Consider the following 12,764-nt stretch of genomic DNA (forward strand, 5'->3'; position numbering starts at 1 on the left):
CGCTCTGTTGGCCAGAGTGTGAACCTGAATTTCTTTCGATCCCCTCTGCGTCAGGCAGTGTAGATAGAAAACACAGTACGCGTCGCAAGAACAAATATTTTGGTCTTTGCGCTCACTCACGCAAAGCTTGATCTTTTATCTTCACGACAGGTTCCAGTAGATACTCCAGTACGGATTTTCGACCTGACAAAATGTCAACCTCTGCGATCATGCCGGGTATGATTTCCACTGCGACACCATTTCCATCGAGCATGGTGTTGCTCGTGCGAATTTCCACAACGAACACCTCTTCGTCGTTCCGCTCTGATCGTGTGACGGTATCGGCGCCAATCCGTACGATTTCACCATCCAGCGCCCCGTATCGCGCAAAATCATAAGCCGTGATCTTTACCTTTACGGGCTGTCCAGCACGCAAGAATGCAATATCTTCGGGCTTTACGTAAGCTTCGACCAATAGTGTGTCGTCCAGGGGAACAATCTCGACAAGATCTTCGCCACTCCGCGCCAAACCTCCAATGGTGGTTCGGTGGATGCGGTTGACGATACCGCGAACCGGAGAGCGAACCTGCGCTCGTGCAGCGCGGTCGCGTAAGGCAGGCAAGGCGGGTTGCAAGGTCGCCAGTTCCGCAGTTGCAAAGGCCAATTCAGTAAGCGCCGCACTTCGAAATCGGCTGTGAGCAGCTTGAATCCGATCATCTATTTCATTTAAACCGGTTTGCAACCTGCTGGTCACGGCTTCGGCACGGACTTTGCGGCCGCGCCACTCGGCTTCGCTGCGCCGTAACGCCAGCAATGTCGTTGCCGGTTCCATTTGCCGCTCAACAAGCGGGGCTATGATTGCACGCTCCTCCCCAAGCACCTTTAAAGTTTCTTCTGCTGTTACCTGATCCACTAAACCTTCTTCGTGTTCTCGCTGCTTTTGCTCACGCTGACGTTCCAATATGGCGATTTCTGCTGCCAGCTCTGCTTGCCGACCCTGATACAATGCAGTTTCCGAACGCACGACACTGGGCGCACCTTCGATCAGCTGAGCACCGAAATTCAATTGTGTTCCATCAATTTCTGCCTGCAGACGTTGTGCACGGGCTTGCAGCCCGAAAGCGCGCTGTTGTTCCTGGCTAAGTTGGCTGTCGATTTGTGTGGCGTCCAATTCCATCAACAATGCCCCTTTGTCGACCAACTGGCCTTCGCGCACATGAAGCGACCGCAGCACGCCAGGCTCGGCGGCGTCGATCACCTGTATGTCTCCCGAAGGCACGATCCGTCCATCGACCCGCGTTACGTCATCCAATTCGGTCAAATGCGCCCACAACCCGCCCGAGACAATACACGACAGGATCAACAGCAAGAGCAATGAACCACGAACGGGGGACCGCCCCTGCATTTCGCGCGCCAACTTCGCCAGATCAGGATGCTGCGACATTCAGGTGCCTCCCTTTCTGACGCATGTGCTGCGTCAGCAGGCTCTTGGGTCCATCAGCTACGATTTTTCCATTTTCCAGAACGATAACCCTGTCCACAAGCTCCAGCAGACTGGTTCTGTGCGTTACAATGACCAGGGTTGACCCGGAGGTTGACGCACTCAGGCGTTGAACCAGTTGGGCTTCGGTTTTGACGTCCATCGCACTGGTTGGCTCATCAAAAAGCAAAACCGGAGGTCGCCCGACAAGTGCCCGTGCCAGGGCGATTGCCTGCCGTTGCCCACCGGAAAGCCCCTCACCGCGTTCAGCGAGTTGAAGGTCATAGCCCGAAGGATGGCTGTTCACGAATTCTTCGACACCGGCAATACGGCCGGCTTCGACGATGTCGCAATCTCTGGGCCGGACTGCGCCACTTGCGATATTGTCCCTGACAGACCCCGAAAAAAGCCAGACATCCTGCAGAACGGATCCGATATTGCGTCGCAAGTCACCCGGGTCGATCTGACGTATGTCTAATCCATCAATCATGACCGAGCCCACTCGCGGCGTGTAAAGCCCCAATAGCAGGCGCGCAATCGTGCTTTTTCCGCATCCGATTTGACCGAGAATTGCGACTTTCTCGCCAGGCTTGATTGTGAATGAGACACCATGCAGGGTATCTTCGCTTTGGTCAGAATACGAGAAGTGCACGTTATTGAAGGCAATTGCCCCTTTGAAATCAGATCGGGTCAGCCATGTGCGCCCCTCCGGGCGTTCGCTTTCTGCATGCATTAGCGCATTGAGGTTGCGATAGGCGCACCTGGCCTGATTTATGCGGGTCAAAGTCTGCGCCAGTTGACCCAGAGGGGCCAACGCCCGACCAGTCAACATTACCGAAGCCACCAGCGCACCCATGCTGGCTTGCCCGTTTGTGATCAGAAAAACACCAAGAAATACGACAAGCACTTGTGCGGCCTGTTGGGTGAATCCGGTCAGGTTCAGGGCAAATTGCGTGACGGTTCGGCTTCGTGCACCATGCGCTGACTGCTGTTCGATGGCCTGTTCCCATCGTGCGCGCATTTTTCTGCCTGCTGCCGTTGTTTTAATGGTTTCAAGTCCCGAGACAGCCTCAACCAGAACTGATTGCTTGGACTGTCCATCGGACAAGCTTCGTTCCGCCATCCTTGATAAAACTGGCTGCACCGCCAAACCTGTCAGGAGCACCACCGGTACGGCCAGTGCAGGGATCAAAGCCAGTTGTCCCCCAACCAGATAGATCACCAGGATGAACAACCCGATGAAAGGCAGGTCAACAACGGCCACCAGCGTCGCGGATGTAAAGAATTCTCGCAGAGTTTCAAACTCGCGAATGGTGCTGGTCATGGCACCGGTAGACCCAGTGCGCGATTTCATCTGGATGTTCAGCAACTGGTCGAAAATGCGCCGGCCCATCAACAAGTCGGCTTTCTGCCCAGCCTTGTCGATAAATCCCGCCCGCAGCAACTTGAGGGCAAAGTCAAAACACAGTGCCAACGCCACACCCAGGGTCAAAGCGATCAGAGACTCTGTTGCTTCGTTGGGCAATACCCGGTCATAGACCACCATGATGAAAACGGACGTAGACAAACCAAGGAGGTTTGCCAGCGCCGCAGCGAGTGCGACTTGAACGTATGACCACCGGCTGGCGGACAGGGCGTTCCAGAACCAGTGACCGCCATGTGAACCGGGCCCGTCCAATGTTTCACCGTCGTGATGGCGACGGAACAGGATTGCGTAACCGGTGTGACTGGCTGCCAGCATGTCTTCGGAAACTTCACCGATACCTTCGCCAAGCTCTGGGTCGAAGACCAAAAAGGCGCCAGCTTGCGTTCGTCCGTGAAAGACAACGGCTTTACCCTCTGCCAACAGCAACAGGGTGGGTGTCAGATTGTCATCCAAGTCGGAAAGGCGCATTGCCCCATACCCCGCCTGCATGCCCGCCTTTGGCGCGAGGGCGAGAATGTCCCGTACTGTCAAATCCCCATCTGCGCCAGTTTGCGCCGCGTGCAGCGCCGCGAGACTCAATGGCCGTTCAAGTGCCGACGAGATATTCAACAGACAGGCTTCAAACGGTGTAAGTAACGAGGCATCGGTGGCAGGGTGGGATGCGTTCATTGTGTAGTGCCCCAGTCGCCCAATGAAACCCCGAGCAGGTCGAGTATGTCTCCGGTCAGGCTTAGGGCTGCATAATTGGTCAGAAAGTAGCTCTGTTCCGCAAGGATCAAACGTTCCTGAGCATTTACGTAGTCGCGCTGAGCATCCAGAATTTCAATGAGGCTACGGCGGCCGATTGAAAATTGTTCACGGGATGCAGCGACACTTTCCGCGTTAGCCTCTACGGCAATCCGGGCTTCGCGTAACCGATCGGCACCCGCTTTTTGATCCGAACGGATAAAACCCAATTCTCGCGTAATTTCTCGGATAAGCTGCTCGCGCGCAAACTCTGTCTCTTTGACCAACGATTCCGCCGCTGCTATTGCGGCGCGGCGTTGGCCGGTGCTGTCCAGCTCGTAATTGAAAGAAAGATCTACTCCAAAATTCGCGTCACGATTGTTATCCTGGTTTGCGAATGCGGCGACCCTGACATCAGGGCTGCGGCGCGCTTGCGCTGCGGACCATTCCGCCTTGGCGGCCAGAAGGCTTGCATCGGACCGCCGAACCTGAGGACTGTTCATTATGATCTGCATGTCACTTCTTTCCAGCCCAGGTGCCGGAACTGGTGCAGAAAGAGTGCCAGGTTCATCCCCAAATACTTCGCGGAATCGCGCTTCGGCGCGGTCTGTGCGCGCATACGCATCAGCCAGCTTTGTGCGCGCATCGGACATGCGTGACCGGGCTGCCAGGACGTCGGCACTTGAACCGACGCCGTTTTCTGTTCGGTCGGTTATCTGGCGAACAAGCTCTTCATGGGTCAAAACATTCTGTGCTGCGATGCTTTGAATCTTTCGTTGATCGAGGACAAGTACATAGGTCTCGATTGCTGCGAGAGCAGTGGATGAGGCCGTTTGAATCTGATCGCCTCTGCTTTCCAAGACACGTGCCCGCGCAGCGGTCAGATCCCCTGAAGCCGCCCCGCCGTCATAGACCAATTGTGAGACCCTCAGATACGGCGATACATCCGCAATATCTGATGCAATCCTTTCAGATCGCGCGTTTAGCCCCAGCGAAATCTCCGGGAGAAAAGCGCCTTCAGCCGCGTCTTGTTTGGCTTTCGCGATTCCCATTCTGGATTTGACTTGCGCCAGATTTGGGTTGTTCTCAACCGCCTTTTTTACCCGTTGCCCGAAGGTGCTGTGACTGAGTGTTTTTGATGGTTTAGTTGCCCCAGCACCGGCTGTTTGGGCTGCGAAGGACATCGTCACAGGCGTCAAATCGGGTGGACTTGTGCAGGCGGAAACCGAAACCAGAAGCAGACTGAGCGCGACAAAATACTGCGAATACTTACTAAATGGCATACTGACCCTCCTGCCACCGATGGTCAAGCAAGCTTTCCTTTCGTTGGGCGGCTGCCAGCGCCTCCATAAATTCTGAAGCATCCGAGCTAACGCCGGTCGACGACTTTTTCTCCAATTGCTCGACGCGCTTTTGAGCCGGCAAAAGCCACGCGCAATGGGTCAAGGAAACTTGGTGGGCATGTATGAGGCGCAGGCCTCCGTTCATGGCGAGCAATGACAGATGCGCTGAAGGAACTTGCCGCAAGGCAACCAGCTTGACATCAAAGTAACCGTCGAGGCATTCGTCCATTTGTGCGCAGGCGAGTGGAGAAAAAAGCCCCATGCCGCCTATCGTACGGCACAACTGATATGTGTTCTCCAGTGATGCTGTAAGAGTGCGAAAGAACGCCTGGACATTTCGCAGTTCAGCCCCCAGCGCTCCGGTTCGGTCAAAGAATGGCTCATCGTCGGGGTTGTCGGTAACCAGGTCCAGACTTTCGTTGACAAGCAAGTCAAACTCCCCCTCTCCGGTTTTGTCCTGAAGCTCAGGTGGTCGGGATTGAAATGGCACACACCGTAGTGCCGAGGGAACATAGCTTGCGCGCCATTCCCCTTTTGCTGACACGTATGGCGTCGGTTTGTCTGGTGTCATCGATAAGATTGCCACGGGGTAAAATCCCCGTTCGAATTTCCGGAACGCGATCGGAAAATTGGCTGCTGCCTGTAGGATCTCTGCCTCAGCCACCGGGCAGTCGACCATATCGCGCGCGAATTCGAACGACGTGTAACGTTTCCAGAACCGATGACCATGTTGTGATCGTGTGACCGGGGTTAAGCCATTCTGTGCCATAACTGCCTCGTGTTTCTGATGAACGCCAATTTGTTCCTGAGCTGGGTCAGGCCGTCGCACCGGTTGGGTCGGTGTGTATGATGTTGTCGGCAGTCAAACTGCTGAGATCGGCTAGGCCATGGAAAGTTGCGAGGGTTTCGACGTTGGCATCGCCAGGTGTCACGAAATCAGCTTTGATCAGGACACTGTCCGTTCCGTCCGTTGCCATCACATAGAGCGCGTCACCTGCAATTGCTCCGGAAAGGCTCTCTATAGCCGTTTCGAGTGTAACGGCATTGAGGTCTGCAAGAACGGTATCGAGGCCTACAAATCCAGTGTCTGTGCCCAATGCGTCACCGACAGTAAGAAGCTCAAAACTCGTGCCATCACCTCGGAGCGTAGCGATATTCAGTCCGCTGAACATCAGAGCGTCGGTTACATCTGCTGCGGGCCCAATTGTGAAACCGGTTATGCTGTCTACGCCATTGTTGTTCGGGTCGGCTTCAAAGACAACGACGTCCCGCCCGGCTTCGATGACGTCAATGCTGTCATCTCCGCCACCGCCACGAATGATTGTGTCCGTGTTTGCTGCGGTGAGGATGTCATTGCCATTGGTGCCAAACTGAACTGCAACAGGGCCACCTTCAGGTGTTTTGATCGTTAACTCAATGGGTTGAGCAGCATCCTGTACTGTCATCGTGAAGGTGACAATAGGTTGAGACAAATCGGAAAAAACAGTCGCCGCCCCAGCGAAGTTGATGATGTCACCTGTGCCTGGGTTTGCCAGAAACAAATCGAACGCGCTGTTTTCCGAGTCAGACCCGATGTCGAAAGTGGCGACAGATGAGTCAAACTCAAGCTCCGCTGTAAAAGCCAGGCCACCAGAGATGTCACGATTTGCATCGGCATAAATGGCAAACGTTACGGTTGACCCACTGCGCCCGACTTCAGAGATCACGTAGGCAGCTGGTTCATGAGCAACCACCTGATCCGATACAGGTAAGGGATCTGGTCCCCCTGCAACGGTTGCCTGGGCTGATATAGTCAGGGCATCCCCAGCTTCTATGGCGGCGAAATCTGACGACGCAACAGCCAGTGTCCAGGATCCGTCCGCGGTTACCGTCGCGCTACCGACGGAACTACCGTTCAGCAAGACATCCACAGTCTGGCCGTTTGAAAGCCCGGCAGAGGAACCGCTGACAGTAATGCCTGACGCCTTGGCATCAGCAAGGGCCACTGCGTTGTTCACGCCGACATCGTCCAGCATCAGAACTGGCCGAAAGTCCGTTGTTACCGAACTGCTTGCCGCTACTGCGCTGTTGCCAGCGACATCGTCAACTGTTGCGGTGATGGTGTAGTTTGTTCCATCTGAAAGCGCACCCAGGTCGCTGCCTGGCACAGTTATCGCCCAGGTTCCACCCGATGCAACACCTGTATAGGTTTGCCCGCCAAACGTGACAGTGACTATTTGGCCATCTTCCGAGGTCGTCGTGCCTGAAATTGTCAGGTCTGTAGCTTGTTCCATTACATCCAATACGGAGCCAACCGGCAAACTGTCGATCGTGATTGCTGGCGCTGTAAAATCGGTTGTGAAACTCGTCGAGATTTGGTTGCCATTCCCTGCAGTGTCTGAAACAGAAGCCGTGACATTATAAGTACTTGCGTCCTGGAGGCCTGAAAGTTCGGCAACTGTTGCGGTATAGGTCCAGATACCACCGGTTACCGTTGCTGTACCGCTTACATCTACAGTTCCGTCTGCGCGCGCGATCTCCACAGTAATGACCGTTCCATCCTGAGCGTCAGAGGTTCCCGAGACAATCAGGTCGGTGCCTTGTTCAGCAGCGTTCATGACAGTGCCGGCAGAAATACTGGTTATTCCCAGGGTAGGGGGTGTGAAATCGGTCGTGAAACTGTTGCTGGCCTGTGACGCCGGATTTCCTGCGGCGTCGGAGACATCCGCCGTTACCGCCACGGTGGCAGCATCAGAGAGGGCCGCAAGGTCGGCAGCGGGGACAACTGTGCTCCAAGACCCTCCGGTGGCTGTAGCAGTGTAAAATTGACCGTTCAAAGTGACGGTCACGACTTGGCCATCTTCGGCCGACGTTGCGCCCGATATTGTCAGGTCCACCGCTTGTTCGGCAGCATTCATGAATGCGCCGGTCGAGAACGTGTCGATGCTGAGGGTCGATCCTGTGACGTCTTTCGAAAGTGTCACATCAGCCTGAGGGGCTGTCAGCCCGTTTGCGTCGCTGACATCTGCAGTGATCTGAAAGCTGCCTCCGTCGGCCAAAGATGCCAGATCACCGGCTGGGACAGTTACAGTCCATGTTCCGCCCGTCACTGTCGAGGTATATGTTTGACCATCCAGTGTGACGGTGACTTGCTGGCCATCTTCGACATTGGCGGTTGTCCCGCTTATAGCCAAGCTTGCCGCGGCTTCAGCGGCGTTGAGAACTGCGCCGACGGAAAGCGGAGATATCGAAATTGAGGGGCCGGTCAGGTCCACTGGTACAGTAACAAGAATCGGCACGGCCGGGTTGCCTGCGATATCCTCGACCGCCACAACAATTGCAGCAGGTGTTCCGGTGGACAGACCGCTGAGGTCAGAATTGGGGATCGTGACAGTCCAGTTTCCGCCTGTCGCAGTGCCGGTGTACACCTGCCCGTCGAACGTAACGATGATGGTTTGCCCGTCCTCGGCCGTGGTGGAACCCGTTAAGGTTAAGTCACCAACCACATCAATCAGGTCAATTGATCCACCCGCAACAGGATCCAGAGAAACACTTGGCGCGGTGAAATCCGTATCAAAGCTTCCGCTGACTTGTGCGGCCGGGTTTCCAGCCGCGTCAGTCACGTCTGCCGTTACATTTACGATTGCGCCGTCAGTAAAGGCGCTAAGGTCAGCCGCCGGGACGGTTACGCTCCACTGTCCTCCGGAAACCGTACCGGAATAGCTTTGCCCGTTCAGTGAAACCGTTACGATTTGCCCGTCTTCAGCATCAGTTACACCGGTGACCGTCAGATCGGTGGCCTGCTCTGCCAGGTTGAGTACCGGCCCGTCAGAAAACCCGGTGATCGACAGGCTTGGCGGGACAGTATCGATGTCAAACTGAACGGATTGTGTCGACAGCTCGGCCCCCGACCCATCCAGGTTCCTGATGGTCACCGTCGACACACCCTGTGGAAGCGCGCTGGCTTCGGCTGCTGTCAGAGAGATGCTCCAGCTGCCATCGGGGTTGGGTGTCACGGTTTTCACCAGTGACCCTATTGTGACTTCGATGGTCGCAGTCCCTTCGGGAGCGATGGCGTTGGTGCTAACGTTGTTCAGCGCAGTGGATTGCAACTCGGCGAGGTTGAGGCTTGTGTAAGTCGGGGTGGGTTCGGATACGACGGGGCTGTCTTCACCGCCACCGCCGCCACCTCCTGCGGCCGCAGCCGCCCCTGCCAGGCCCAATCCGCCCAACGCCGCGCCGGCACCACTGATGCCGCCTGCCGACGCACCCGCGGAAACATCTGCTTCCACAGCGCTGAACTGGGCAATCTCCTGAACCGCGTTCTCAGCGATCATGATGGCACCGCTGTCCAGGATCTGGACGTTTTCAGCCGCCACGATCATTGTCCGGCCATCGGCCATTTTTAGAAGAACATCGCCATTCTTCATCAACTTGACCGAGCGAACACCTGGAATGGTTTCCGCGAACTGAAAAGCATACAGTTCTTCGATTGTGGCTTGTGATAACGCGGGCAAGGCCATCAAAGTTGAAATCAACCCGCCGGCCGCGCCGCGCCCTGCCCAGCGGCCAAGTTTTCCATCGATCCACTGGCGAATGTGTTGCTTGCGGTCCGTTTCCGAAGGTTCAGCCGCCGGACGGTTGTTGAACTCTGGTGCTTTGGTCATCTTACCCTCACATGTGGTTTCCGCGATCACCGAAATGGAAGACAGGTCGCGCTAATAACGGCAGGCTCATCTGTCTTTCCCACTGGTTACTGTTGCGATCGAAAGTGAAAAATTGAGTTAATCTGAAACCGAACTTCTCGTTTTCACCACAATTCCGCTTTTGTTTCGGTCCGTGCATCAGGTCATCTTTTGGTCAAGGCCAGGGGTGGCGATGGAGGTTTAGCTGTGATGCTTCAATTCGAAGGTGTGGTGGCAACGGGGAGCGCGGCGCTCGATTCAGGTATCGGCGATACGGCTTTAAAAACGTTTAACGGAACCACCTATCTTTATACCGTCACCGGACCGGGCGGCGGCGTCGCGGTCTGGAGGCTGGTCGAGGGCGCGTTGCCTCAATTGGTCGACACGGAATATTACAGCGGCACAATCACGTTTCACGTTGGTTGCAGTGGCACACCGATAACGCTGGCGGGATCCGAACAACTTGTACTGGATGTGAATATGGCGGTCGGGTTGGTCGGATATGACCTGAACGTGGATGGCACCCTGGACAGCCTTTCGGAAACCGGATCTCTGGCAGGAGGAGGAGATATCTCGGCGATTGTTCAAGTGTCGATCGGACCCATGGATGTTCTAGCAATGGCTCATGAAGAAACGGGTCAAATCGGGACATATCTTGTTAATCCAGATGGAACGCTGAGCCTTGCTGGTCTTGTTGCTGGCTCTGGAGACGCGATACAGACGCTGCGCGCAGGAACAGACCATTTCCTGATCTCAAGTGATGCGGCCAGCAATACAGTCTCAACTTATCGGATCGACAGCCTTTCCGGTCAGTTGACCGAGATTGACAACAGTTCGGCTATGGGAACCCTTGGAATCTCGACTCCGACAGCCGTCGAAACGATTGATGCCTACGGCAAGCCCTGGGTGATCGTGGCGGGCGCAGGCAGCAACTCGCTCAGTGTGATTCAATTGAAAGCTGACGGCAGCCTGAGCGCCACAGACCATATTCTGGATTCGCACACGACCCGCTTTGAATCCGTGCAGGACGTTGAAGTCGTGGACATCAACGGGCGCGTATTCGTCGTGGCGGGTGGCGGCGACGATGGGCTTACATTGTTCACGCTGACACCGGAAGGCCAGTTGGTCTATCTGGACAGTTTCGCCGACACTTTGAGTAGTGGATTGCAGAATGTCGAATCGCTGAGCCTTGCTCACGTCGGCAATGAGTTGCAGATTCTGGTTACGTCGCAACAAGACGCTGGAGTCACTGTCATTTCGGTTCCTGTCGATGATCTTGGGGTCGTGAACAAAGGGTTTGGAACAGTATCGGGGACGGCCTCAGACGACATGCTGAGCGGCAGTATTCTGGATACCACTCTGATGGGTGGCGATGGCGACGACATACTGATAGCCGGAACAGGTGCTACGACCATGTCAGGTGGGGCAGGGGCCGACATTTTCGTGATGCAGTCGGGCAGCGGTCTGACCACGATCACGGATTTTCAGCCGGGTGTGGACCGTCTGGACATGTTCGACTACTTGCTGTTGCGGTCCCCTCAGCAGTTGACATTCACCAGCACCACTCAAGGGGCGCGGATAGAGTATCGGGGCGAGGTGGTGCAGGTTCAGTCCGCTTCGGGCGGAACGCTGACCAGTACCGATATTTTCGGGGTCGGGTTTGAAGGCCCCGATCACATTCCGGTTGAATTCGGTGATTTCGGCGGTTTGACGCCGGACAGTTCGGATGGTGTGCTTGGGCCAATCACAGTGGACAGCCGATCTGTAAATCCCGGATTGTCGGATGCGGAGATTAGATTCACTCCGATCGGCGGTGGTACGGTATCTGTCACGGCTGACGATCAGGGGCAATTTGACTTAGACCTTCCGGATGGCACGTTCCCCGGAAGACTGGACATCGTCAAACATTATTCAACGGCGAGCAAAGAGATCGACGCGATGGATGCTTTGCAAGTGTTACGCATTTCGGTTGGCCTCGATCCGACATGGGGGCCTGCCGATGCGGAAAACCTGATCGCGGCGGATATCAATCAAGATGGAACCATCAATGCCGTGGATGCACTGGCGATTTTGCAGGTGGCTGTTGGGCAAACCACTGCGCATGAACCTCAATGGGTCTTCTTGGATTCAGATGCGGACTTGTCGGGAGTTACAAAAAGCAACGTTGATTATCAGACTGGAATGGATGTTGTAGCCATAGACGGGGTGATAACCGTCGATATGACGTCCATTTTGCTCGGCAACCTCGAGGCGGCATGAATTGAAATGAACGGTGCTGCAATTCAGTCATTGCAAGGCTTCCGCTTGGACCGCAATGTTGGCCTTAGATACACAAACACAAAAGGACAGGCCATGAATCGTCTTTCGGAACGCAGAGATTTTGCCATCGCGGTCTGTGAAGAAGCTGGGGTGATAGCCGAGAAATACTTCTTGGACAGGAGTAATCTGGTCATCGATCAAAAAGGTGCTCAGGACTGGGTGAGCGAGGCGGACAAAAACGTCGAAGCCTTCATTCGCCAAAAGATCATGGATGCTTGGCCGCAGGATGGGATATTTGGCGAAGAACACGGCGCTGCCACAGGCAATAGCGGTTTTGACTGGGTGATTGATCCAATTGATGGAACTACGAATTTCGTCAATGGCTTACCTGTATGGACGATTGTTCTGGCCGGTGTCACCGAAGGGCGCACTGCGGTGGGTGTGATCCGGGATCCTAATATGGATGAAACCTTTGTGGCAACACGCGGAGAGGGCGCGACACTGAACGGTTCACCGATACACGTGGCCTCTGGGGTTGCTCTTCGGGATGGGACGGTTTCTGTGGGCTATTCGAACCGGATGGAAACTCGCCACGTCGTGCCGGTGGTCGCAGAACTGATCGAGCGCGGTTCCATGTTTCACAGAAACGCCAGCGGGGCATTGTCATTGGCCTATGTCGCAGCCGGGCGACTTCTGGGTTATGTGGAAGAACACATGAACGCCTGGGATTGTCTGGCCGGACAACTGCTGGTCGAGGAAGCGGGCGGTGTCGTCGAAGATCAAGACGCCGACGCGATGATCCGCGACGGTGGGCGCGTGATCGTAGGAACGCCAGATGTATTTGAAAGCTTGCTGGAAATCGCAGAGAACGCTTGGGGCGTTTAACG

Annotated in this window: 7 protein-coding genes; 2 read left to right on the forward strand and 5 right to left on the reverse strand. The window is 55.3% G+C overall.

From position 1 onward, the window contains the following. Positions 1 to 112: 112 nt before the first annotated feature. Genes AC2FLO_RS17125 through AC2FLO_RS17145 form a run of 5 tightly spaced genes read right to left on the reverse strand, consistent with a single transcriptional unit; the run spans position 113 to position 9,600 of the window. Positions 113 to 1,423 (reverse strand): HlyD family type I secretion periplasmic adaptor subunit, encoded by a 1,311-nt coding sequence (locus AC2FLO_RS17125; protein WP_496754419.1) that lies wholly within the window; start codon positions 1,421 to 1,423, stop codon positions 113 to 115. Next, the gene (locus tag AC2FLO_RS17130; protein ID WP_496754421.1) at positions 1,407 to 3,554 is read right to left on the reverse strand and encodes a type I secretion system permease/ATPase; all 2,148 of its coding nucleotides are present in this window, start codon (positions 3,552 to 3,554) and stop codon (positions 1,407 to 1,409) included. Before AC2FLO_RS17130 ends, AC2FLO_RS17125 begins: the two co-directional genes overlap by 17 nt. Further along, positions 3,551 to 4,894, reverse strand: coding sequence for a TolC family protein (locus tag AC2FLO_RS17135; protein ID WP_496754423.1), 1,344 nt, complete (start codon positions 4,892 to 4,894; stop codon positions 3,551 to 3,553). Before AC2FLO_RS17135 ends, AC2FLO_RS17130 begins: the two co-directional genes overlap by 4 nt. Beyond that, positions 4,884 to 5,723 carry a SapC family protein gene (locus tag AC2FLO_RS17140; RefSeq protein ID WP_480588680.1) on the reverse strand — a complete coding sequence of 280 codons (840 nt, stop codon included), beginning with the start codon at positions 5,721 to 5,723 and terminating at the stop codon, positions 4,884 to 4,886. The genes AC2FLO_RS17135 and AC2FLO_RS17140 overlap by 11 nt, the downstream gene beginning before the upstream one ends. Positions 5,724 to 5,769: 46 nt before the next feature. After that, a complete protein-coding gene (locus tag AC2FLO_RS17145) occupies positions 5,770 to 9,600 on the reverse strand; it encodes a beta strand repeat-containing protein (protein WP_496754424.1) in 3,831 nt (1,276 codons plus the stop codon). A 228-nt stretch (positions 9,601 to 9,828) separates the two neighbouring features. Between AC2FLO_RS17145 and AC2FLO_RS17150 the strand changes: the two genes are divergently transcribed. Both AC2FLO_RS17150 and AC2FLO_RS17155 read left to right on the forward strand, forming a co-directional pair. After that, entirely contained in the window at positions 9,829 to 11,877 is a 2,049-nt protein-coding gene (locus AC2FLO_RS17150) for a dockerin type I domain-containing protein (protein ID WP_496754426.1), read from the forward strand. A 93-nt stretch (positions 11,878 to 11,970) separates the two neighbouring features. Continuing rightward, positions 11,971 to 12,762 (forward strand): inositol monophosphatase family protein, encoded by a 792-nt coding sequence (locus AC2FLO_RS17155; RefSeq protein ID WP_496754428.1) that lies wholly within the window; start codon positions 11,971 to 11,973, stop codon positions 12,760 to 12,762. The last annotated feature ends 2 nt before the right edge of the window (positions 12,763 to 12,764 follow it).

It is taken from the genome of Ruegeria sp. TASC047 (assembly GCF_059612445.1).

Coding starts and splice junctions, on each gene's coding strand:
- AC2FLO_RS17125 (WP_496754419.1), bottom strand. CDS start 1,423: ATGTCGCAGCATCCTGATCTGGCGAAGTTGGCGCGCGAAATGCAGGGG.
- AC2FLO_RS17130 (WP_496754421.1), bottom strand. CDS start 3,554: ATGAACGCATCCCACCCTGCCACCGATGCCTCGTTACTTACACCGTTT.
- AC2FLO_RS17135 (WP_496754423.1), bottom strand. CDS start 4,894: ATGCCATTTAGTAAGTATTCGCAGTATTTTGTCGCGCTCAGTCTGCTT.
- AC2FLO_RS17140 (WP_480588680.1), bottom strand. CDS start 5,723: ATGGCACAGAATGGCTTAACCCCGGTCACACGATCACAACATGGTCAT.
- AC2FLO_RS17145 (WP_496754424.1), bottom strand. CDS start 9,600: ATGACCAAAGCACCAGAGTTCAACAACCGTCCGGCGGCTGAACCTTCG.
- AC2FLO_RS17150 (WP_496754426.1), top strand. CDS start 9,829: ATGCTTCAATTCGAAGGTGTGGTGGCAACGGGGAGCGCGGCGCTCGAT.
- AC2FLO_RS17155 (WP_496754428.1), top strand. CDS start 11,971: ATGAATCGTCTTTCGGAACGCAGAGATTTTGCCATCGCGGTCTGTGAA.